The sequence below is a fragment of the Acidiphilium multivorum AIU301 genome (assembly GCF_000202835.1).
Taxonomy (GTDB): domain Bacteria; phylum Pseudomonadota; class Alphaproteobacteria; order Acetobacterales; family Acetobacteraceae; genus Acidiphilium; species Acidiphilium multivorum.
Genome location: NC_015186.1, coordinates 961586 through 984194 on the forward strand (window position 1 = coordinate 961586; position 22609 = coordinate 984194).

The window sequence follows — 22609 nt, forward strand, 5'->3', positions numbered from 1 at the left end:
CAGGGCGCAGCCTCCTGCCATGCCCGATCCGTCGCACCGGACACGACGTGATCACGAAACCGGTACGTTCGCTTAAAATACGAAACCATCGGCAAGGCAAATTCAGGTCAGGTTGCGGATCCGCTCCAGCCCGGCCAGCAGGGCCGCGCGAATGCCCGGCTCCAGCGCCGAGTGTCCGGCGTCCGGCACCACCGTCAGCCGCGCGGCGGGCCAGGCGTCGGCGAGGTCGAAGGCGGAATTCGGCGGGCAGATCATGTCATAGCGCCCCTGCACGATCTCGCCCGGCACGCCGGCCAGCCGTCCCATCCCGGCCAGCAGCCCGTCCGGCGGCAGGAACAGGTTGTTCAGGAAGTAATACGCCTCGATCCGCGCGAGCCCGAGCGAGGTGCGGTCCTGCGCGAAGGCGCTCACCGTCTCGTAGCTCGGCAGCAGCGTCGAGCACGATCCCTCATAGACCGACCAGGCCTGCGCCGCCGGCAGGTGAATGGCCGGATCGGGGTCGCAGAGCCGGCGGAAATAGCTCCCCAGCAGATCGCCCCGCTCCGCCTCGGGCAGGAAGTTCACCAGCGCCGCGTGCGCATCGGGGAAGAAGCGGGCGATTCCTTCGAGGAACCATTCCACCTCGCTCGGCCGGCCGAGGAAGATGCCGCGCAGCACCATGCCCATCACCCGCTCGGGATGCGCCTGGGCATAGGCCAGCGCGAGGGTCGATCCCCAGGAACCGCCGAACAGCAGGAACTGCCTGATGCCGAGATGCTCGCGCAGCGCCTCGATATCCTCGATCAGCGCCGGCGTCGTGTTGCGCGCGAGGCTGCCCAGCGGCGTCGAGCGCCCGGCGCCGCGCTGGTCGAAGATCACCACGCGCCAGAATGCCGGGTCGAAGAAGCGCCGGTGCACCGCGCCCGCGCCGGCGCCCGGCCCACCATGCAGGAACAGCACCGGCCGCCCGCGCGGGTTGCCCACCTGCTCCCAGTAGATCACATGCCCGTCGCCGACCGGCAGATACCCCGTCTGATACGGGCCGACCTCGGGGAACAGGTCACCCCGCGGCATCGGCCGCCCCTTCGAGGCAGGCCTCGATCACCCGCGCCACCTGCGCGTCGTCGAGATCGGGATGCAGCGGCAGCGCCATGATCCGCGTCGCCACATCCTCCGAAACGGGCAGCGCCGTCCCGTCATGCGAGGCGCGATAGGCCGGCTGGTGATGCAGCGGCTTCGGATAATACACCGCACTCGGAACACCGCGGGCGCGCAGCCGCGCCTGCATCGCCTCGCGCGCCGCGCCATCGCGCAGCAGCACCGCATAGATCGCCCAGGCGCTCGAACTCTCCGGCACGCGGACGGGGGTGGCGAACACCGATGCCAGCGCCTCGTCATACCGCCGGGCGATCGTCTCCCGCCGCGCCAGTTCCGCCTCGAACACGTCGAGCTTGGCGAGCAGCACCGCCGCCTGCAGCGTGTCCAGCCGCCCGTTCATGCCGATCCGCTGCACGTCGTAGCGCGTCGTCCCCTCGCCATGGGTGCGCAGCGAGCGATACAGCGCCGCGCGCTCGTCACTCTCGGTGAACAGCGCGCCGCCATCGCCATAGGCGCCGAGCGGCTTCGAGGGGAAGAAACTCGTCGCCGTCGCATCCGCGGCGCGGCCGAGCCGCTCCCCGCCGAGCGCGGCGCCGAAGGCCTGCGCGCAGTCATCCAGCGTGAACAGCCCGTGCCGGGCGGCGATGTCGCGCAGCGCCGGCCAGGGCGCGGGCTGCCCGAACAGATCGACCCCGACCACCGCCCGCGGCCGCAGCAATCCGGCCGCGTTCACCGCGCCGATCCGCGCCTCCAGATGCGCGGGGTCGATCTGGAACGTCGCCGGATCGATATCGACGAAAACCGGCGTCGCGCCGAGCAGCAGCGGCACCTCGGCGGTCGCGGTATAGGTGAAGGCCGGCAGGAACACGGCATCGCCCGGCCCGATCCCCTCCGCCATCATCGCGATCTGCAGCGCGTCGGTGCCCGAACTCACGCTGACGCAATGCGCCGCCCCGCAGAACGCGGCGAGCCGCTGCTCCAGCTCGGTGACTTCGGGGCCGAGGATGAACTGGCCATGCGCCAGCACGGCGTCGATCCGCGCCCGCAGGCCGGGGCCGAGCCGCGCCTGCTGCGCCTTGAGATCGAGAAACGGAATCGGGGGAAGATCGGTGTCCATCGGCGTTCTCTAGCCGGTCGGGCCCGCCGCGGCGAGGGGTTGCGCGCCGAACTCCGGCACCAGCCTTGCCAGCGCCGCGAGCGCGGCCGCCGCCTCGCCGCGCTGGATCAGGGCGGCCAGCTCGTCGAAGGCCCGGCCGACCAGGGCGGCGTCGGCCACCCGCGGGGCGGCCATCAGCAGGCCGGGAAACCCGGTCTCGATCGGCCGTTCGGCGCCGTGGAACAGCTCCTCGAACAGCTTTTCTCCCGGCCTGAGCCCGGTGAAGCGGATCGGGATGTCGAGATCGGGCCTGAGCCCGGCGAGGCGGATCATCTGCCGCGCGAGATCGACGATCTTCACCGGCTCGCCCATGTCGAGCACGAAGATCCCGCCCTGGGCGACCGGCAGCGCCGCGTCCGAGCGGCCGACCACGGCGGCCTGCAGCACGAGCGAGACCGCCTCGCGCACCGTCATGAAATAACGCCGCATGTCGGGATGCGTTACCGTCAGCGGCCCGCCGCGGGCGAGCTGGCGGCGGAACAGCGGCACCACCGAGCCGGTCGAGCCCAGCACGTTGCCGAACCGCACGGTGACGATGCGCATCCCCGCCTGCCGCCGCGCCGCGACGTCGAGCCCCTGGGCATACATCTCCGCCAGCCGCTTCGACGCGCCCATCACCGAGGACGGGTTCACCGCCTTGTCGGTCGAGATCAGCACCATCAGCCCGGCGCCGGCGGCGCGGGCGGCATCGGCCACGTTGCGGGTGCCGAGCGCGTTGGTGGCGATGCCCTCCAGCGGATTGGCCTCGACGATCGGCACATGCTTCAGCGCCGCCGCGTGGAACACGAGGTCCGGCCGCCATTCGGCGCAGAGCGCCTCGATCCGCGCGCGGTCCCGGACATCCGCGATCACCGCCGCGCGCGCGAGGCCCGGCACCTGCTCCGAGAGTTCGAGATCGATCCGCCACAGCGCGAACTCGCTCGAATCGAGCAGGATCAGCCGCGCCGGCCCGAACCCCGCGACCTGGCGGGCCAGTTCCGAGCCGATCGACCCGCCGGCGCCGGTCACCAGCACGCAGCGTCCCTGGATCATCCGCGCCATGCCCTCGCGGTCGAGCGCGACCTGCGGGCGGTTGAGCAGGTCCTCGATGGCGATCGGCCGCAGCGCGGTCTCCGGCTCGCCCGGCGTGGTGGGCGAGAGCGTGGTCGGCCGCGGCGCGCGGGCGGCGCGGATGCCCCGGCGCTCGGCCTCGTCCATGATCTCGCGCAGCGCCGGGCCGACGAGCTCGCGGCTCGCCACCACCAGCACGGCCGGCATCTGCCCGACCTCGGCCAGCCGGTCGAGCGCCGCCGCCAGCCCGCTCACCTCGCCGAGGATCGGCACGTTATGGATGCGCCGGCCGGTCTCCCGCGCCGAGCCCGCCAGCACGCCGATCACCCGGTAGCGTTGGTGGCTCTCGCGCGACAGGGCGGCGAGGAACAGTTCCGCGCCCTCGCCATCGCCGAGCAGCAGCGCGGTCTCGGCATCGTCCGACAGCACCTCGCGGCGGCTGCGCGCCATCCGGTAGAGCACGCGCGGCGCCAGCAGCGCGAGGCCGAGCGTGATCATCAGCAGCGGCGGAAAACTCGCCGAGGGAAGCCTGGCGCCGACGCCGACGAGCAGCAGCACGAGCAGCAGCGCCGCGAACACCGCACTCGCCCCCACCGCGATCGCGTCGGGCAGGGCGGTGAAGCGCCAGTGCTGCCGGGCGAGGCCGAACGGCACGCCGACCAGCCAGATCGCCGCCGACCCGGCCAGCGGCAGGACCGCCGGCGAGGGCATCGGATGCGCCGGATCGGCGAGCCAGCAGGCGCCGATCACCGCCAGCGCGGCCAGCAGACCGTCGAGGGCGAAATTGACCGCGATGCGGATCTGGCTGCGCTGCAACGTCATGGTGCTCCGTCTGTAGCGGAATTGGCCGCCGCCGTCATAGGGTGCACCGCAGCAACGAATTGGGTTGCACCTTTTCTCACAAAAGGTGTAACCCGCTCCGCATCGCAGGTGCAACCGCAACAGGAGGAACGGCGATGGCTGTCAGCACGATGGGGGTCAAGCTCGACGATCAGGTCCGCGCCCGGCTCCGCGCCCTGGCCGAACGCGAGGGGCGGACGACGCATCACCTCGCCAAGCAGCTCATTCTCGCCGGGCTGGAGCGGCTCGAACGCGGCGAGGCGCTCGACGCCGCCGCCACCGCCGAGGACGATGCGCCCGCTGCCGTGCCCTTCCTCGAATTCGTCCAGGACGTGCAGCCGCAGACGGTGCTGCGCGCCGCGATCACCGCCGCCTACCGGATCCCGGAGACCGACGCGATCGCCGGGCTGATCGAGGGCGCGACCCTGCCCGCCGCCGCCGCGAAACAGGCGCGGGCGACCGCGACCAATCTCGTCACCGCGCTGCGCGCCCGCCGCAATGCCGGCCTGGTCGAGACGCTGCTGCAGGAATACGCGCTGTCGAGCCACGAGGGCATCGCGCTGATGTGCCTCGCCGAGGCGCTGCTCCGCATCCCCGACGCCGCCACGCGCGACGCGCTGATCCGCGACAAGATCGGCGCCGGCGACTGGCAGAGCCATCTCGGCGGCAACAAGTCGGTCTTCATCAACGCCGCCACCTGGGGGCTGCTGCTCACCGGCAGGCTGAACGCCACCGCGAGCGAGGCCGGCCTGTCCTCGGCGCTGACCCGGCTGCTCGCCCGCGGCGGCGAGCCGGTGGTCCGCCGCGGCGTGAACATCGCGATGCGGCTGATGGGCGAGCAGTTCGTCATGGGCCGGACCATCGGCGAGGCGCTGGCCAATGCCCGCAAGCGCGAGGCGAAGGGCTTCGCCTATTCCTACGACATGCTGGGCGAGGCCGCGCTCACCGCCGCCGATGCCGCGCGCTACTACCGCGACTACGAACAGGCGATCCACGCGATCGGCGCCGCCGCGGGCGGCAAGGGGATCTATCGCGGCCCCGGCATTTCGGTGAAGCTCTCGGCGCTGCATCCGCGCTACTGCCGCGCCCAGCGCGCGCGGGTGATGGAGGAGCTGGCGCCGCGGCTCAAGGCGCTGGCCCTGCTCGCCCGCCGCTACGATATCGGCATCAATATCGACGCCGAGGAAGCCGACCGGCTCGACCTCTCGCTCGACCTGCTGGAAGGCCTCTGCTTCGAGCCGGGCCTCGCCGGCTGGAACGGCATCGGCTTCGTGGTGCAGGCCTACCAGAAGCGCGCGCGATCGGTGATCGAGTTCCTGATCGACCTCGCCCGCCGCAGCCGCCACCGGCTGATGGTCCGGCTGGTCAAGGGCGCGTATTGGGACAGCGAGATCAAGCGCGCCCAGCTCGACGGGCTGGAAGGTTTCCCGGTCTTCACCCGCAAGATCCACACCGACCTGTCCTATCTCGCCTGCGCGCGGGCGATGCTGGCGGCGCGCACCGAAATCTTCCCGCAATTCGCCACGCATAACGCGCTGACGCTGGCGAGCATCCACGCCCTGGCCGGACCCGCCTTCGAGGTGGGGGACTACGAGTTCCAGTGCCTGCACGGCATGGGCGAGCCGCTCTACGAGGAAGTCGTCGGCCCGCAGAAGCTCGACCGGCCCTGCCGGATCTACGCGCCGGTCGGCACCCATGAGACGCTGCTCGCCTATCTCGTCCGCCGGTTGCTGGAGAACGGCGCCAACACCTCCTTCGTCAACCGCCTCGCCGATCGCCGCGTGCCGGTCGAAGCCCTGATCGAGGACCCGGTCGCCGCCGCGAGAAAGATCGAGCCACTCGGCGCGCCGCATCCGAAGATCGCGCTGCCGGGTGCGATTCTGGGCACGCGGCGCAATTCCGCCGGATTTGATCTGACCAGCGAGCAGCGCCTCGCCTCGCTCGGCTCGGCCCTGCTGGCAAGCCTCGAACAGGACTGGCGCGCCGCCCCGCCGGATGCCGATCCGGCCGCGCCGGGGCGGGCCGTGGTCAACCCCGCGAATATCGCCGACCGCGTCGGCACCGTCATCGAGCCGGATGCGGGCGCGGTCGGCGCCGCGCTCGCCCGCGCCGCCGCCATGGCGCCGATCTGGCAGGCGACGCCTGCCGCCGAGCGCGCCGCGATCCTGCTTCGCGCCGCCGACCTGCTCGAACACCGGATGACGGCGCTGGTCGGGCTGATCGTGCGCGAGGCCGGCAAGTCGCTCCCGGCGGCGATCGGCGAGGTGCGCGAGGCGGTCGATTTCATGCGCTATTACGCGGGCCAGCTGCAGGACGGGTTCGACAACGAGACGCACCGCCCGCTCGGCGTGGTGGCGGCGATCAGCCCGTGGAATTTCCCGCTCGCCATCTTCACCGGCCAGGTGGTCGCCGCACTCGCCGCCGGCAATGTGGTGCTCGCCAAGCCGGCGGAGGAAACCCCGCTGATCGCGGCCCAGGGCGTGCGGATAATGCACGAGGCCGGCGTGCCGGCGGATGCGTTGCAGCTGCTGCCGGGCGACGGGCGGACGGGCGCCGCGCTGGTGGAGGATGCCAGGGTCGGCGGCGTGGTGTTCACCGGTTCGACCGCCGTCGCCCGGCTGATCCAGGCCACGCTCGCCCGGCGCCTCGATGCCGATGGGATGCCGGTGCCGCTGATCGCCGAGACCGGCGGGCAGAACGCGATGCTGGTCGATTCCTCGGCGTTGCTGGAGCAGGCGGTGGGCGATATCGTGACCTCGGCCTTCGATTCCGCCGGGCAGCGCTGCTCGGCCCTGCGCATCCTGCTGGTGCAGGACGACATTGCGGATCCGCTGCTCGCCATGCTGCGCGGGGCGATGGAGGAACTCGCCGTGGGGGCGACCGACCGGCTGTCGAGCGATGTGGGCCCGGTGATCACGCGGGAGGCGCGGGACAATATCCGCGCCCATGTCGAGACGATGGAAGGGCGGGGGCATAAGGTGTTCTCGGTGGCGCTGCCGCCAGAGACCGAGGGCGGGTGGTTCGTGGCGCCGACGATGATCGAGATCGACCATCCCTCGGCACTGGAGCGCGAGGTGTTCGGGCCGGTGCTGCACGTGGTGCGTTACCGGCGCGAGGAGCGGAATGCGATGGTCGCCGCGGTGAATGCGCTGGGCTACGCACTCACTTTCGGCGTGCACAGCCGGATCGACGAGACGATCGCGCAGGCGGTGGGCAAGGCCGAGGCCGGCAACATCTACGTCAACCGCAACATCGTCGGCGCCGTGGTCGGCGTGCAGCCCTTCGGCGGGCATGGGCTGTCGGGCACCGGGCCGAAGGCGGGCGGGCCGTTCTACCTGCGCCGGCTGCTGGCGCGGCGGCCGATGGCGCATGGCGAGGGCGAGCCGGCGCCGGCATTCGCGAAGCTGGTCGGCTGGATGCGCGAGCAGGGGATCGAGACCGCGCCGGCGCTCCGCTATGCGGCGGCTTCGGCGTTCCGCGACGCCGAGCTGCCGGGGCCGGTGGGCGAGCAGAATACCCTGCGGCTGAAGCCGAAGGGGCTTGTGCTCTGCCGGGCCGCGAGCCCCGAGGGCATGTGGCGCCAGGTCGCCGCCTGCCTTGCCACCGGCAATGCGCCGCTGGTGCTCTGCGACGGCGCCGAGGCGGAGATCGCCCGGATGCCGGCGGAGATCCGCCCGGCGATCGCGCCCGCCGATGCGGTGGCGCGGGCGGAATTCCGCGCCGTGCTGTTCGAGGGCCATCGCGACGCGCTGATCGCGCTGCAGATGGCGCTGGCCGAGCGGGACGGACCGATCGTGCCGGTCCACGCCCTGCCGGCGGAGGACCATTCCGAGTGGGATTATCCGCTCGAATTCCTCCTCGAGGAGCAGTCGATCAGCGTCAACACCGCGGCGGCGGGAGGCAATGCCAGCCTGATGTCGATCGGCTGATTTTTGCTCCCCCCTCGGCGGTCAGCCGCCGAGGGACGCGCGGATCGCGGCGAGCGCCTCGTCGGCCTTGCCGCCATCCGGGCCGCCGGCCTGGGCCATGTCCGGCCTTCCGCCGCCGCCCTTGCCGCCGACCGCTTCCGAAGCGGCGCGGACCAGGGTGACGGCGTTGAAGCGGTCGGTGAGATCCGGCGAAACGGCGACGACGATGCTCGCCTTGCCCTCGGCGGTGGAGACCAGGGCGGCGATGCCCGAGCCCATCGATTTCAGGATGGAATCCGCCAGCGATTTCAGGTCGCGCGGCGAGACCTCGCCGAGATTGCGGGCGGCAAACTTGATGCCGGCCACCTCCTCGATCTCGGACGCGGCGCCGCCGGTGGCGAGCTTGCGCTGCAGCTCGGCGACCTGCCGCTCGAAACGCTTTTTCTCCTCCAGCAGGGCGGCGATGCGGGCGGGGAGTTCGGCGGGCGCGACCTTGAGCGCGGCGGCGGCCTCTTCCAGCAGGTCGGCCGCGGCCTCGGTGGCGGCGAGGGCGGCTTCGCCGGTCACCGCCTCGATCCGGCGGATGCCGGCGGCGACGCCTGATTCGGCGAGGATGCGGAAGGCGCCGATATCGCCGGTGCGGGCGACATGGGTGCCGCCGCACAGCTCGATCGAATAGGCGGACTTCCCGGCATCGCCGGCGCCCATCGAGACGACGCGCACCTCATCGCCGTATTTCTCGCCGAATAGCGCCATCGCGCCGCGCTTGACCGCTTCATCGGGCGTCATGAGCCTTGTTTCGACCGCGGCGTTCTCGCGGATGCGGGCGTTGACCTCGCGCTCGACGGCGCGGAGTTCCGCTCCCGTCACCGGGCGGGGCTGGGAGATGTCGAAGCGCAGGCGGTCAGGCGCGTTCAGGCTGCCCTTCTGCGTCACGTGCGGGCCGAGGGCGCGGCGCAGCGCCTCGTGCAGCAGGTGGGTCGCCGAATGGTGGGCGCGGATGGCGCCGCGGCGGGCGTGATCGACCTCGGCATGGACGGAATTGCCGGGGGCGATCTCGCCTTCCTCGATCGTGCCGTAATGGACGAACAGATCGCCGGCCTTTTTCTGCGTGTCGGTGACGCGGATGGTGACGCCGGGGGCGGTGAGCGTGCCGGTGTCGCCGACCTGGCCGCCGCTTTCGGCGTAGAAGGGCGTCTGGTTGAGGATGAGGGCGACCTCCTGCCCGGCCTCGGCGCGGCCGGCGGGCGCGCCGTTCACCACCACGGCGAGGATGCTGGCATCGCTCTCCTCGGTCGAGTAGCCGAGGAACTCGGTGCCGCCGAGACGGTCGCGCAGGTCGAGCCAGACGGTTTCGGTCGCGGCATCGCCGGAGCCGGCCCAGGCGGCGCGGGCGCGGGCTTTTTGTTCCGCCATCGACGCGGTGAAGCCCTCATGGTCGAGGCCGCGATGCTGCTCGCGCAGCGCGTCTTCCGTCAGGTCGAGCGGGAAGCCGTAGGTGTCGTAGAGCTTGAAGGCGACCGCGCCCGGGAGTTTCTCGCCCGAGCCGAGTTTCTGCACCTCATCCTCAAGGAGCGAGAGGCCGCGTTCGAGCATGACGGCGAATTTCTGCTCTTCCAGTTTCAGCGTCTCGACGATCAGGGCCTCGGCGCGGGGGAGTTCGGGGAAGGCGACGCCCATCTGGCGGGTGAGGGCGGGAACCAGGCGGTAGATGAAGGGCTCGCGCATGCCGAGCCGGTGGGCGTGGCGCATGGCGCGGCGCATGATCCGGCGCAGCACGTAGCCGCGGCCCTCGTTCGAGGGCAGCACGCCATCGGCGATCAGGAAGGAGGTGGCGCGGAGATGATCCGCGATGACGCGGTGGCTGACCTTGTGCGCGCCGTCGGGATCGGTGTGGGAGACCTCGGCCGAGGCGAGGATGAGGGCGCGCAGCGTGTCGGTATCGTAGTTGTCGTGCTTGCCCTGGAGGATGGCGGCGAAGCGCTCCAGGCCCATGCCGGTGTCGATCGAGGGGCGGGGCAGCGGGTTGCGCACGCCGGCCGGCTCCTCGAGGAACTGCATGAAGACGAGGTTCCAGATCTCGATGAAGCGGTCGCCATCCTCGTCCGGGCTGCCGGGCGGGCCGCCGGGAATGGACGGGCCGTGATCGTAGAAGATTTCCGAGCAGGGGCCGCAGGGGCCGGTATCGCCCATGCGCCAGAAATTGTCGTCGGTCGCGATCCTGATGATTTTCTCATCCGGCAATCCGGCGATCCGTTTCCAGAGCGAGGCGGCCTCGTCGTCCTCGTGGTAGACGGTGACGAGGAGTTTTTCCTTCGGCAGGCCGAAGTCGCGGGTCAGCAGGGTCCAGGCGTTCTCGATCGCGACGTCCTTGAAATAGTCGCCGAAGGAGAAGTTGCCGAGCATCTCGAAGAAGGTGTGGTGCCGGGCGGTGTAGCCGACATTGTCGAGATCGTTGTGCTTGCCGCCGGCGCGGACGCATTTCTGCGAGGAGGCGGCGCGGACATAGGGCCGGTGCTCGTGGCCGGTGAAGACGTTCTTGAACGGCACCATGCCGGCATTGACGAACATCAGCGTCGGGTCGTTGCGCGGCACCAGGGGTGCGGAGGGCACCACCTCGTGGCCGTTGCGGGCGAAGAAGTCGAGGAAGGTGGCGCGGATGTCGTTGCTGGAGGTCATGAAAAGGCCCGTGATCCCTGAAACGTGTTGTGCGCAGAGCCATACCGCAGGGTTGCGGCAATGTCATCCGAGCGGCGGGCAGGGGCAGGCATCCGCGCATCGGGCGATGGCGGGCGGGGGGGCGCGGCGGGGTCAGGCACGGGCGGGCGGGGCGCGGGCGAGCCAGAGCGGGGTGGCGCGTTCGAGGCGGTTGGGCGGGTCGTTTGCCGGGGCCAACGGGTGCCGAACGCGGGGGCGGCGCGGGGGGCGCGGTTTCGGCGCGGGCGGGGCGCGGCGCAGGCAGGGCGGCGGGCGCAGGCCGAGGGTGCGGCAGAGCGGGCGGAGGATGCGGCCGAAGCGCGGGTCGGTCCCGATCAGGGCGATGGTCGCCGGATCCTCCAGCAGGGCGCGGAGGCGGCCGGCGATGCCGGCGGCCTCGGGGATGGGAGCAAGAACCCAGCCGCGGCGGCGGGGCAGGTCGGGCGCGCGGGGCCGGGCGGGACGGGGTTTCGGCGCGCGCGGCCGGGGCGGCGGCGCGCCGGCGGCGAGGACGGCGAAGCGGGCAGCAGCGCGGCGCAGGCGGGTCCAGAGGAGGAGCAAAAGGGCGCGCGTGTCAGGCGCCAGATTTCGCGCCGCCCCGCGCACGGCGACGGCCTGGCAGAAACCGTCGATGATGGCGCGGAAGCGGGCGGCGAGGTCCATGAACGGAACAGGAACACGGACGGGCGGGGGTGGGCAAGGATTTTTGCGCCGGTGGGGGCGGCGGCATAGGAGGATCAGGGGGTGGTGGTGGCTTGCGACCCTTGTCGGACGCTAGGACGTCATGAGGTCAGCGCCGAAAGCTGCCATTCGTAGGATGGTAATCGCCGCGCGCACCCACTCTGTGCTTGCCGGGCTAAGGCGCGAGTACAAAGTATGGAGCGCACCCCTGCGTTCACCAGCAACAGCAGTAAGCAGAAGCGAGGCAGCGCCGTGCTGAGGGGAGACGTTGAAGGAGCTAGCTCACTGCTATGCTAGCTCACTGCTATATTGTCGAAATCGTGACGATTCCCAGATTTGTTGCAAAGGAGCGAAAATTGACCGAAAATAGCTCGTCGGGAAACGACCTAGGTACGGAGATAGCAAAGGAGCTTATCCGTCAACTTCCGATCAGGGACGCAACGCTCTCGGCTGCACAGCAAACAGGAGAAATTCTGACCGATCTGGCAAAGGTTTTGCACTTAGCTTTGGCACCCGTTCAACTTCTCGCCGCATACCAAGACCGATTCCGACAGTTTGTTGATCGGGCAGTGCGGCGGGTGCCCGAGGAAAAGAGAATTGCCCCTGCTCCTCAGATTCTCGGCCCAATCGTCGAGGGTATTCGCTACGAGCCAGAAGGGACGCCCATCGACGAACTGTTTTCGGAGCTGCTTAGTCGGTCAGTAGATAGTGACCGTGCGCACGAGGCGCACCCATCTTACCCGATCATAATCAGACAGATTTCCAGTGATGAAGCAAAAATACTATCGAACCTCAAAGGTCGCAGGTTCGATTATGTTCATACAAGGGACCTTGCCTATCCGGTTGACTCCCATACCTACTAGATCTAGTGTTGGGCATGGATGTCCTGGCCCGTGAAGACCTGCCGTTCCCGCAGTCTCTGCCGGAATTCCAGCGTATTTTCCCGAACGACGCGGCCTGTGCCGCCTATCTCGAAAGCGCCCGCTGGAATGGAGGGTTCGCCTGCCCAAGGTGCGGCGTCGTTGGCGAGCCGTTCCGTTTCGAGGCGCGCCCGGGCGTTCTGCGCTGCCGGGCCTGTCGCAAAGACGTAAGCCTGATGGCTGGGACCGTTATGGAACGCAGTCACACGCCGCTGTCGACTTGGTTCTGGGCGGCTTACTTGATCGCCAGCCAGACGCCCGGAATGTCGGCCGTCCAATTTCAGCGGCAACTCGGCCTGTCGCGCTACGAGACCGCCTTCGGCATCCTTCATAAGCTGCGCGCCGGGATGGTGCGCCCCGAGCGCGACAAGATTGGCGACACGCCGCAAGAACACGTCGAAGTGGATGAAACGTGGGTTGGAGGACGAACCCGAGGCGATGGACGGGGTGTCCATCACAAGGTTCTCGTCGCCTGTGCCGTGGAGGTGCGCCACCGGAAACCGGGAACCAAGCTCGACAATCGGAAAGACGGTCGCTACGCGGGACGCGTTCGTCTCGCTGTTGTCCCCGACCGTAGCGCCAATTCGCTCTGCGGATTCGTCGAAAACGCCGTTGCTCCCGGATCGCTGATCGTTACCGACGACTGGAGCGGCTATGCCGGTCTCGGAAGGCGCGGGTTCGACCACCATGCAATCGCCGAATGCGGCGACCCGGAGGTGGCAGAAGAATTCCTGCCGATCGTCCACTTGGTCTTTACCAACCTGAAGACCTGGATCAACGGCATCCATCACGGGGTCAGCGCCAAACATCTACAAGCCTACCTCAATGAATTCACGTTTCGGTTCAACCGGCGCCTCTATCCCTTCAACGCGTTCCGCTCGCTGCTCGGAATCGCGGGTAGGGCAGCCGCACCAACCTTTGACGAGCTTTATTCCGGGGAATGGACACACCCTACATTTAGTGGGTGTGGGTAACAACCGGATAGGCAAGCAAGGGACTACGACCGAAAGCTGAATCTATTTACGGGTGCGAGCAGAGTGGAAGTTGATGAGCTCCCAAGAACCGGACTGACCTACCCTGAAAACGTGCAATTCTACATGAACCACCTACATCAACTCGGACTAGCGGGGATTTTTCAACAGGGGAATCAGGAGCCAATTTTTGGCAATGAACCGCGAGAGCAAGTTGGTGTCAGGGTTCGCTCTCAATATATGTTAACCGATTTCGGGCAGCGCTTCATTCATGCCTGCACCGCGGGAGAGGCCACAAACGACTTTTCGTAAAGCGTGTTCGGCTTCACGCACACTTCGGCGCGTCTATATGTGATAATATTCCTTATTAGATACTCTCCGCCCAAACCCGCCAGTCCGGTTTCCCCCCCCATAGCCATTATTCCGGTGAGGTCGATCGAGTGGGGGCGGCGGCGCTGGGGGCGCCGCCGGGGCAGGAGCAAATTAATCGGCGGCTTCGGTTTCGGTTTCGTCGGTGATCATGGCGGCTTCGACGAGGTTGGCCTGGGCGCGGATGCGTTGTTCGATGGAGGCGGCGACGTCGGGGTTGTCGCGGAGGAACTGTTTCGCGTTCTCGCGGCCCTGGCCGATGCGCTGGCTGTCGCAGGAGAACCAGGCGCCGGATTTCTCGACGATGCCGGCCTTCACCCCGAGATCGAGCAGTTCGCCGACCTTGGAGATGCCCTCGCCGTACATGATGTCGAACTCGACCTGGCGGAAGGGCGGGGCGAGCTTGTTCTTGACCACCTTCACGCGGGTCTGGTTGCCGGTGACTTCCTCGCGGTCCTTGATCGAGCCGATGCGGCGGATGTCCATGCGGATGGAGGCGTAGAATTTCAGCGCGTTGCCGCCGGTGGTGGTTTCGGGGTTGCCGAACATGACGCCGATCTTGAGGCGGATCTGGTTGAGGAAGATCACCAGGGTCTTCGAGCGCGAGATCGAGCCGGTGAGCTTGCGCAGCGCCTGGCTCATCAGGCGGGCGTGCAGGCCGACATGGCTGTCGCCCATCTCGCCCTCGAGCTCGGCGCGGGGGACGAGGGCGGCGACGGAGTCGACCACGAGGACGTCGATCGCGCCGGAGCGGACCAGGGTGTCGGCGATTTCGAGCGCCTGTTCGCCGGTGTCGGGCTGGGAGATCAGCAGGTTGTCGACATCGACGCCGAGCTTGCGGGCGTAGATCGGGTCGAGCGCGTGCTCGGCGTCGACGAAGGCGCAGGTGCCGCCGCGCTTCTGCGCCTCGGCCACGGCGTGCAGGGCGAGGGTGGTCTTGCCCGAGGATTCGGGGCCGTAGATCTCGATCACGCGGCCGCGGGGCAGGCCGCCGATGCCGAGGGCGAGGTCGAGCCCGAGCGAGCCGGTGGAAATGACGTCGATCGCCTCGGATTCGCTGCGCGAGCCCATGCGCATGATCGAGCCCTTGCCGAAGGCGCGCTCGATCTGGGCCAGGGCGGCGTCGAGTGCCTTGTTCTTTTCCATCGGTAACTCCTGAAGCGTGTTGGGCGGGCCGGCGTGATGCAACCGGAGCGCGAAATTAGTCTAGCGGGCGCCGGGTTGCCCGTCGAGGATGAGTTTTGCATGAAGAGAACATATCGGCAACACGTTTGGTAAGAATTTATTAACCATTTGTTCTCGTCATGTTCTCGTCTGGTCGGTGGTGAAGCGCCAGACGGTGCTGGAACGGAAGGCCTCGCCGGGGTCGAGCCTGGTGGAGGGAAAGGCGGGGCGGTTCGGCGAATCGGGGAAATGCTGGGTTTCGAGGGCGATTCCGTCGCCGGGGCCGTAGGGCGGCAGGTCGAGCTTGCCGGCGGCGTAGACCTGCACGGCGGGCTCGGTGGTCTCGACGGCGAGGACGCGGCCGGAGGCGGGGTCGCGCAGGAGGGCGGCGGGGCCGATGACGCCTTCGGGCTTGTCGAGCACGAAGCAGTGGTCGAGGCCGGCGCGGGCGGGGCCGATTCGCTGCTGGCGGGTGAGGTCGAGCCAGGTGCCGGCGACGGGGGCGATGGCGCCGGTCGGGATGTTCGCCGCATCGGGCGCGAGGTAGCGCGCGGCGGCGACGGCGATTTCGTGGTCGAGCGCCGTGCCGCCGCCGGCGAGGTTGAAATAGGCGTGGTTGGTCAGGTTGAGCACCGTGGCGCGGCCGGCGACGCGGGCGGCATAGTCGAGGCGGAGCGTGTTGTCCGGCGTCAGCGTGTAGGTGACGTAGACGGTGAGGTCGCCGGGGAAGCCGTTCTCGCCGTCCGGACTGTGCAGGCGGAGGGTGAGGGCGCTGCCGGTGGCGGCGACGATGTCCCACACGCGGTGGCTGAAATTGGGCGCGGGGCCGTCGGCCGGGCCGCCATGCAGGGTGTTGGCGCCCTCGTTGGCCGGCAGGGTGTGGCGGACGCCGTCGAGGGTGAAGGCGGCGCCGGCGATGCGGTTGGCGTAGCGGCCGACGAGCGCGCCGAAATAGGGGCTTTTCGTCTCGTAGTCGGCGAGGGTGGGGCAGCTCAGCACGACATTGGCGAGGCGGCCGCGGCGGTCGGGGGCGAGGAGTTCGTCGACGATGCCGCCATAGTCGAGCAGGCTGACCGACATGCCGGCCGCGTTCGCGAGGGTGATCCGCCGCACCTTCGCGCCGGCGCGCGTGGTGCCGTAGGGGGCGATGACGGGTTCGGGCATGGGCGGTCGGTCCTTCAGGCGTTTGGGCAGGCGTCCGGGATGACGGCGGCGCGGGCGAGGAGATCGGCGTCGCCGCCGGTGGCGCCGGCGGCGCCGAAGGCCAGCGCGGGGTGGACGATGCGCGCGGCGATGAAGCGTTCGGCGACGGCGGCGGGGGCGTGGCGGAGCAGCAGCGCGGCCGAGAGGGCGAGGGCGAGATGCTCGACGAGGCGGCGGGCGACGGGCTCGGCCGATTCGGGGCGTTCGAGCATCGCCTCGACGCCGGCGATCAGCGCATCGAGCGCGGTGTCCGCGCCGCGGGCGGGGGCGAGTTCGGCGGCGAGGGCGGCGGCGGCCTCGGGCGTGCGGGTCAGCGCGCGCAGCACGTCGAGGCAGATGACGTTGCCCGCCCCTTCCCAGACGCCGTTCAGCGGCGCCTCGCGGTAGAGCCGGGCGATCGGGTGTTCCTCGACGAAGCCGTTGCCGCCGTGGCATTCCAGCGCCTCGGCGAGCAGGGCGGGGGCGCGCTTGCAGGTCCAGTATTTCGCGACCGGGACGATGATCCGGGCGAGGGCGGCTTCGGCCGGGTTACGGGCGGCGGCATCGGTCGCGGCGGCGGCGCGCAGGGCGAGCCAGAGCGCCGCCTCGGCCTCCAGCGCCATGTCGGCGAGGACGGCGCGCATCAGCGGCTGGTCGATCAGGGCGCGCTGGAAGGCGCGGCGATGGGCGGCGTGGTGGAGCGCGAGGGAGGTGGCCTGGCGCATCAGCGCGGCGGCGCCGAGCGCGCATTCGAGGCGGGTGAGATGCGCCATCTCGATGATGGTGGCGATGCCGCGGCCCTCGGCGCCGACCATGACCGCCTCCAGCCCGTCGAACTCGACCTCGGAGGAGGCGTTGGAGCGGTTGCCGAGCTTGTCCTTCAGGCGCTGGATGCGCACCGCGTTGCGGCTGCCGTCGTCGCGCCAGCCCTGGGCGAGGAAGCAGGAGATCGTCTCGCCGGTGCGGGCGAGGGTGAGGAAGAGGTCGCTGGTGGGGACCGAGAAGAACCATTTGTGGCCGGTCAGGCGCCACGAATCGCCCGCGCGGGTCGCGGTGGTGCGGGTCTGGCGCAGATCCGAGCCGCCCTGTTTCTCGGTCATCGCCATCGCGACGCCGAGGGCCGGTTTTTCCGCCGGCGGCAGCGGGCGCGGGTCGTAGCCGGGCGCGAGAATCCGGTCGCGGAAGCGGGCGAGCAGGTCGGGCGCGTGGGCGAGGGCGGCGGTGGCGGCGAAGGTCATCGCCGCGGGGCAGCAGACGCCGGGCTCGCCCTGGCCCCAGAGATAGGCCACGGCGGCGCGGGCGACATGGGCGCCGGGGCGGGGTTCGGTCCAGGCCAGGCTGTGGAAGCGGTCGGCGCGGATCATGCCCATCAGGCGGTGCCAGGCGGGGTGGAAGGCGACCTCGTCGATGCGGTGGCCGAAGCGGTCGAAGGCGGCGAGTTCGGGCGGGTTGCGATTCGCCTCCCGCGCCAGGGCGCGCAGTTCGGGCGAGCCGATTCGGGCGCCGACCGCGGCGAGATGGGGGGCGGCCCAGCCGGCGCCGAAGGCGGAAACCGCCTCGAGAAGGGCGGCATCGCCGGTGAAGGCGTCGTGCGCCGGCGGTTCGCCGGCCTGGTTGAAAACCTCGTGCGTGACGGGCATGGCGGCAGCATAGCCGCGCGGGCGCGGCTTGTCTCGCCCGGCATTGTCCCGCCCGGCATTGTCCCGCCCGGCTCTATTGATGGCGGCGCGCGCTGCGCTTATACCCTGTGGCGTTGCGGGTGTAGCTCAATGGTAGAGTTCCAGCCTTCCAAGCTGGCTGTGCGGGTTCGATTCCCGTCACCCGCTCCATCGATTTTGCAGGGTTTTTCTGGCCGATCGTCGCCGGCCAGCTTGCCGCCACGCCCCGCTCTGCGGGCGGCAGTTCCTGTCGCTACCAATTGCAGGTTGCCGTGAAATTGAATGCATTCAGGGAGGTGTTGTCGCCTCTGCGGCTGATATAGACGAGCCGGCCTTTCCAGCCGTGCTGGGTGCGGAGGGTCAGTCCGAGCCCGGTGTCGAGGGTTGCGCTTGGCGCCGCTTGCGCGCTCACCGGCATGATCTCGGTGCCGAGAGTCTCGGTGGAAGCGAGCAGGCGGTTGCCGAGATAGGACGTGCCGCCGACCTCGATCCAGGGCTCAAGATCGAGCCCGAAGGTCCTGATCTGGTACCCGGCTCTGGCGCCCGCGCCGATCGCACCGAGATCGTTGCCTTGCCGACCATAGGCAAGATCGAGCAAGCCGGCGCCATGTTCAGCGAAACCTTCCTGGGACACGTGCAGATAGCGTGCGGCAACGAAAGGCGTGATGAAGCCGCGGTCAATATGATCGGTGTAACTGGCGTTGATGCCGGAACCCAGAAACCATCCATGGCCGGTTCCCGTTGCAACCAGACCGCTCGGCACGAGGCTGCGGCGGGAATTCACGCCGAGATGGCCGAGGCCCAGCGTCAACGCGATCCGCCATGGACCGTGCCGATAGATCCCGTAGTCGGAGAGGCTGATCTGGCGGTTTGAGATCTGCTGGTAGGCGGTGTTGCTGCTGCTGGCGGTGCCGGCGACAGCGACGCCGAGAAGGAAGCCGGGCCGGATCCGGGCTCCATAGCCGATGATGGCGCCCCCGTCGGTGATATTCCCGTCATTGGCCTGGCCGAAGCTGCCCAATCCGTGAAGCCAGAAGCCTTTCCGCGAGGCGAGGACCGCATCCGTCGTGTCCAGGATGTCCTGATTGATGATGTAGGCATTGCCGGCGACGCCGCTGCCCGAGGAAAAGGCGAGAGGGCCGACGTTCAGGCTGAGATAGACATTGTCGGCGGTGTACTGGACCTGCGGCAAGAGATAGCTGGCGAGCGCGGAATTGTAGGCGACGGTTGAGAATTGTCCCGAGACACCGCCGCCGGAATGGACGATGTCGTAGCGCGAGCCGGGGCGGTAGATGCCGGAATCGGCATTGACGGCGAGGCCGCCGGCGAGCTGGACGGAGCCCGTCACGGCGAGCTGGCTGTAGCTGATGCCGGGCGCCTGATCGTTGGGGGTGATCTCGATCGAGAGCGTGCTGGCAGGGTTCTGAGCGTAGTTGCCCGTGACGGTCATGACGCCGATGGTGCCGCCAGGGGCGACAATGCCGCCATTGTTCGCGACATCGCCGGCGATGGTGCCGTGACCGCGCAGAATGGCGCTGGCATCGACGGTGACCATGGCGTGCAGAACGGTGCTGCCATGGATGCTGTCTCCGACCTCGAAAAGACCATTCGCGACAGTGACAACGGGCGCGCTGCCGGTTCCCGTGTTCGTCTGGCTCGTGGCGTTGTCAATCACCGTGCCTCTGGTGGTGAGGGTTCCGGCGAGGTTGAGCGTTCCGGTCAAGGTCAGGGCATTGGCGGTGGTCGGGTCGAGAGAGGTTCCGGCCGGGCCGGCAAGGCTGCCACCGGTCTTGGCGACATCAATCAGGCGCGCCGTGCTGAACGGCGACATGGCACCGAGCGTGCCGCCGCTACTCAGCAAGAGATTGCCGCCTGCTGCGCCGAGGGCCGAATCATTCGACACCAGCAGGGTACCGCCCGTGATGCTGGTATTGCCGGTGTAGGTGCTGGTTCCGGCGAGGGTTGTCGTGCCGCCGGCAAGTTGAAGCCCGCCGGTGCCTGCGATGGGGCCGGCGAAGGTGCCGCTCCCGTTGCTGATGATCAGGTTGTTGGCGCCGAGCGCGACGGTGCCGGCGCCGGAGCCGGTTAGGGCGGCAATGGTTTCATTGCCCGATGCGCCGGAGATATCGAACGTGCCGTCATCGATGAGGCTGGAAGAGCTGGCGATGGAGCTGGCGCCGGCCAGGGCCAGCGTGCCCGCCGTGATGCTGGTATTGCCGGCATAGGTGCTGGTTCCGGCGAGGGTTGTCGTGCCGCCGGCAAGTTGAAGCCCGCCGGCGCCTGCGATGGTGCCGGCGAAGGTGCCGCTCCCGTTGCTGATGATCAGGTTGTTGGCGCCGAGCGCGACGGTGCCGGCGCCGGAGCCGGTCAGGGCGGCAATGGTTTCATTGCCCGATGCGCCGGAGATATCGAACCTGCCGTCATCGATGAGGCTGGAAGAGCTGGCGATGGAGCTGGCGCCGGCCAGGGCCAGCGTGCCCGCCGTGATGCTGGTATTGCCGGTGTAGGTGCTGGTTCCGGCGAGGGTTGTCGTGCCGCCGGCAAGTTGAAGCCCGCCGGTGCCTGCGATGGTTCCGGCGAAGGTGCCGCTGCCGTTGCTGATGATCAGGTTGTTGGCGCCGAGGGCGACGGTGCCGGCGCCGGAGCCGGTCAGGGCGGCAATGGTTTCATTGCCCGATGCGCCGGAGATGTCGAACATGCCGTCATCGATGAGGCTGGAAGAGCTGGCGATGGAGCTGGCGCCGGCGAGGGCCAGCGTGCCCGCCGTGATGCTGGTATTGCCGGCATAGGTGCTGGTTCCGGCGAGGGTTGTCGTGCCGCCGGCAAGTTGAAGCCCGCCGGCGCCTGCGATGGTTCCGGCGAAGGTGCCGCTCCCGTTGCTGATGATCAGGTTGTTGGCGCCGAGGGTGACGGCGCCAGCGCCGGAGCCGGTCAGAGCGGCAATGGTCTCATTGCCCGATGCGCCGGAGATGTCGAACCTGCCGTTATCGATGAGGCTGGAAGAGCTGGCGATGGAGCTGGCGCCGGCCAGGGCCAGCGTGCCCGCCGTGATGCTGGTATTGCCGGCATAGGTGCTGGTCCCGGCGAGGGTTTCGGTGCCGCCTGTCAGGACAAGGCCTCCCCTTCCGGAGATGTTCCCGGCGAAGGTGCCGCTTGCACTGGTCAGGGTCAGGGTCTGGTTGCCGAGGTATACGGTGCCGGTCCAGGTGAGACCGGTAACGGATGCACCATGGCTGGTGGCTGAAATATCGAAGGCGCCATTGTCAACGACGCCGGATGAATCGGCAATTGCGCCACCAGGGCCAAGGTTCAGGGTGGTTGCGTTGCCGATCGTTGTCGTGCCCGAGTATGTGTTGGCTCCAGCAAGAGTCAGCTGGCCGAGGCCATAGACCATGAGGTTTCCGGTTCCGGAGACCGGCTGCGATATGCTCGTGTCGAAGGTATTCGTGTCGATGGATCCGCCACCGGCCGCGAGCACGATGGCGTTTCCGCTCGCAAGATCGAAAGTGTTGGAAAACTGAAGAGTTCCGCCGTTGAAGGTGAGGCTGCTGCCCGCCGCGCCCAGGCTGCCTGCCGCCGAGATGGATAACGTGCCCGCATCGATTGTCCACGGTGTTACCGCAGAGGTGGAGCCCGTCAGGGCCCAGGTGCCGTTGCCGGTCTTCCGATAGGCGGAAAAGCCGAGATATTGAGATCCGATCGTCGACGTATCGAAGCTGTCGTTCACCGTGCCGCCCAGGATAAGGGCGTTGGTTCCGGCTGTGGCGTTCACATCGCCGATGATATTGGAACCCGTGCGGATCTCCAGAGAATTCGTGCCGCCCGTGAACTGAATGGCTTCGGCGCGCGTGCTGCCGTTCCCGGACAGACCACCTGAAATCGTTCCGCTATTGATGATGGAGAGGTTTGTTCCGGTGATTGCGGCGCCACCATTGCCAAATGAACCATTCCCGCCCGTGCTGGCGCCGCCGATCCCGCCATTGCCACCGGAAATACTGCCGGAGTTGATTAGACTACCCCCATTGGTGAGGGCGGCTCCCAGTCCGCCATCTCCCCCCGAGCCGCCGCCGCCATTATCGGTGGTGCCGCCGAAACCGCCTGTGCCGCCGGCAAGCTGCCCGGCATTGTCGAAGCTGCCGTCGCCCGTGAGAAGCAGCCCCACGCCACCGGACCCGCCACCGCCGCCGCCACCGCCCGAGTTGCCGCCGGCATCGCCGCTGCCGCCATGACCGCCGGCCCCTCCGGTGATCGTGCCGGTCGTCGAGTTGCCGGAGCTTCCGCTCCCGGTCACAACGAGGCCTGACCCACCGGCGCCGCCGCCGCCGCCGCCTCCGCCTTCGAGAAGATCGAGCGTGCCGGTTCCGTCGGTTCCGGCATTGCCCGCCCCGCCGGCAACCGCGCCGGCGTTGTCGATCTGCGTGGCATTGCTGCCAACGGAACCGCCGCTACCGCCCGTGCCGCCGGGAGAAGTGCTGAGAATGGACAGCAGAAGGTTGCCGTTTCCGCCATTTCCACCGGCGCCGCCGATGCCATCGGACAAATTGACGCCGCCGCCCCCGCCGCCTCCGGCGCCCGTGCCCAGACCGTTAGTGACCACGCCGACGGCGCTTTGACTTCCTTGCACTCCAGCGGCTTGACCGGATGTCGGAGTTGTCGCGCCGCCGGTACCCCCCGCGCCGGCGGGCGCGAGACCGAGGGTCGCTGCGAGGCCGGAATTGATTCCTCCCCCTCCATCTCCACCGTTTGCCCAAACATATCCTGGTGCAAGGGTTAGAAGTGAAACGGATATTATAAAAAACGCGCGGAGGGCGATTTGGACAAATGATATTGTTGCAGCAGAATCTCGCAATGGACCAGAAGCGTGGACCGTATACTTAATCATGCTTATTCTCATTTTTCTGGACGAATTATATTAAATCAACATAATGAATTAATA

13 protein-coding genes and 1 tRNA gene are annotated in these 22609 nt (G+C 68.6%); 5 read left to right on the forward strand and 9 right to left on the reverse strand.

The features are described from left to right. Positions 1-102: 102 nt before the first annotated feature. Genes pip through ACMV_RS04205 form a run of 3 tightly spaced genes read right to left on the reverse strand, consistent with a single transcriptional unit; the run spans position 103 to position 4105 of the window. Positions 103-1053, reverse strand: a complete 951-nt coding sequence (gene pip / locus ACMV_RS04195; protein ID WP_007423576.1) for a prolyl aminopeptidase — start codon at positions 1051-1053, stop codon at positions 103-105. After that, positions 1040-2194 (reverse strand): DegT/DnrJ/EryC1/StrS family aminotransferase, encoded by a 1155-nt coding sequence (locus tag ACMV_RS04200; RefSeq protein ID WP_013639655.1) that lies wholly within the window; start codon positions 2192-2194, stop codon positions 1040-1042. Before ACMV_RS04200 ends, pip begins: the two co-directional genes overlap by 14 nt. Positions 2195-2203: 9 nt before the next feature. Then, positions 2204-4105: a polysaccharide biosynthesis protein gene (locus tag ACMV_RS04205; protein WP_013639656.1), complete on the reverse strand. Its 1902-nt coding sequence runs from the start codon at positions 4103-4105 to the stop codon at positions 2204-2206. A gap of 134 nt (positions 4106-4239) precedes the next feature. On the opposite strand from ACMV_RS04205, the gene putA reads away from it, so the two are divergent. After that, positions 4240-8052, forward strand: coding sequence for a trifunctional transcriptional regulator/proline dehydrogenase/L-glutamate gamma-semialdehyde dehydrogenase (gene putA, locus ACMV_RS04210; protein WP_013639657.1), 3813 nt, complete (start codon positions 4240-4242; stop codon positions 8050-8052). A gap of 21 nt (positions 8053-8073) precedes the next feature. Here the strand turns inward: putA and alaS are convergent, their stop codons facing one another. Both alaS and ACMV_RS04220 read right to left on the reverse strand, forming a co-directional pair. Beyond that, positions 8074-10710: an alanine--tRNA ligase gene (gene alaS, locus ACMV_RS04215; RefSeq protein ID WP_013639658.1), complete on the reverse strand. Its 2637-nt coding sequence runs from the start codon at positions 10708-10710 to the stop codon at positions 8074-8076. A gap of 132 nt (positions 10711-10842) precedes the next feature. Continuing rightward, positions 10843-11391, reverse strand: a complete 549-nt coding sequence (locus ACMV_RS04220; RefSeq protein WP_013639659.1) for a hypothetical protein — start codon at positions 11389-11391, stop codon at positions 10843-10845. A gap of 374 nt (positions 11392-11765) precedes the next feature. Between ACMV_RS04220 and ACMV_RS19655 the strand changes: the two genes are divergently transcribed. The 3 genes from ACMV_RS19655 (at position 11766) to ACMV_RS22100 (ending at position 13612) form a co-directional block, all read left to right on the forward strand. Then, positions 11766-12272: an Abi-alpha family protein gene (locus tag ACMV_RS19655; RefSeq protein ID WP_013639660.1), complete on the forward strand. Its 507-nt coding sequence runs from the start codon at positions 11766-11768 to the stop codon at positions 12270-12272. A gap of 14 nt (positions 12273-12286) precedes the next feature. Then, positions 12287-13303, forward strand: a complete 1017-nt coding sequence (locus ACMV_RS04225) for an IS1595-like element ISAcr1 family transposase (RefSeq protein ID WP_007421341.1) — start codon at positions 12287-12289, stop codon at positions 13301-13303. Between the two features lie 63 nt (positions 13304-13366). Continuing rightward, complete coding sequence (locus tag ACMV_RS22100; RefSeq protein ID WP_456236365.1) at positions 13367-13612, forward strand: Abi-alpha family protein; 246 nt, start codon at positions 13367-13369, stop codon at positions 13610-13612. Between the two features lie 171 nt (positions 13613-13783). On the opposite strand, the gene recA is transcribed toward ACMV_RS22100, so the two are convergent. From recA to ACMV_RS04240, 3 genes are all read right to left on the reverse strand, one after another. Further along, a complete protein-coding gene (gene recA / locus ACMV_RS04230; RefSeq protein ID WP_007423960.1) occupies positions 13784-14815 on the reverse strand; it encodes a recombinase RecA in 1032 nt (343 codons plus the stop codon). Between the two features lie 156 nt (positions 14816-14971). After that, complete coding sequence (locus ACMV_RS04235; protein WP_013639661.1) at positions 14972-15997, reverse strand: aldose epimerase family protein; 1026 nt, start codon at positions 15995-15997, stop codon at positions 14972-14974. Between the two features lie 14 nt (positions 15998-16011). After that, positions 16012-17655 carry an acyl-CoA dehydrogenase family protein gene (locus ACMV_RS04240; RefSeq protein WP_013639662.1) on the reverse strand — a complete coding sequence of 548 codons (1644 nt, stop codon included), beginning with the start codon at positions 17653-17655 and terminating at the stop codon, positions 16012-16014. A gap of 115 nt (positions 17656-17770) precedes the next feature. Here ACMV_RS04240 and ACMV_RS04245 point away from each other — a divergent pair. Beyond that, positions 17771-17844, forward strand: a tRNA-Gly gene (locus tag ACMV_RS04245). Between the two features lie 82 nt (positions 17845-17926). Here the strand turns inward: ACMV_RS04245 and ACMV_RS21780 are convergent. Next, complete coding sequence (locus ACMV_RS21780; protein ID WP_269447782.1) at positions 17927-22555, reverse strand: autotransporter-associated beta strand repeat-containing protein; 4629 nt, start codon at positions 22553-22555, stop codon at positions 17927-17929. Between the last annotated feature and the right edge of the window lie 54 nt (positions 22556-22609).

Coding starts and splice junctions, on each gene's coding strand:
- ACMV_RS04205 (WP_013639656.1), bottom strand. CDS start 4,105: ATGACGTTGCAGCGCAGCCAGATCCGCATCGCGGTCAATTTCGCCCTC.
- ACMV_RS04235 (WP_013639661.1), bottom strand. CDS start 15,997: ATGCCCGAACCCGTCATCGCCCCCTACGGCACCACGCGCGCCGGCGCG.
- ACMV_RS04240 (WP_013639662.1), bottom strand. CDS start 17,655: ATGCCCGTCACGCACGAGGTTTTCAACCAGGCCGGCGAACCGCCGGCG.
- ACMV_RS21780 (WP_269447782.1), bottom strand. CDS start 22,555: ATGATTAAGTATACGGTCCACGCTTCTGGTCCATTGCGAGATTCTGCT.
- recA (WP_007423960.1), bottom strand. CDS start 14,815: ATGGAAAAGAACAAGGCACTCGACGCCGCCCTGGCCCAGATCGAGCGC.
- ACMV_RS04220 (WP_013639659.1), bottom strand. CDS start 11,391: ATGGACCTCGCCGCCCGCTTCCGCGCCATCATCGACGGTTTCTGCCAG.
- ACMV_RS04200 (WP_013639655.1), bottom strand. CDS start 2,194: ATGGACACCGATCTTCCCCCGATTCCGTTTCTCGATCTCAAGGCGCAG.
- putA (WP_013639657.1), top strand. CDS start 4,240: ATGGCTGTCAGCACGATGGGGGTCAAGCTCGACGATCAGGTCCGCGCC.
- pip (WP_007423576.1), bottom strand. CDS start 1,053: ATGCCGCGGGGTGACCTGTTCCCCGAGGTCGGCCCGTATCAGACGGGG.
- ACMV_RS04225 (WP_007421341.1), top strand. CDS start 12,287: ATGGATGTCCTGGCCCGTGAAGACCTGCCGTTCCCGCAGTCTCTGCCG.
- alaS (WP_013639658.1), bottom strand. CDS start 10,710: ATGACCTCCAGCAACGACATCCGCGCCACCTTCCTCGACTTCTTCGCC.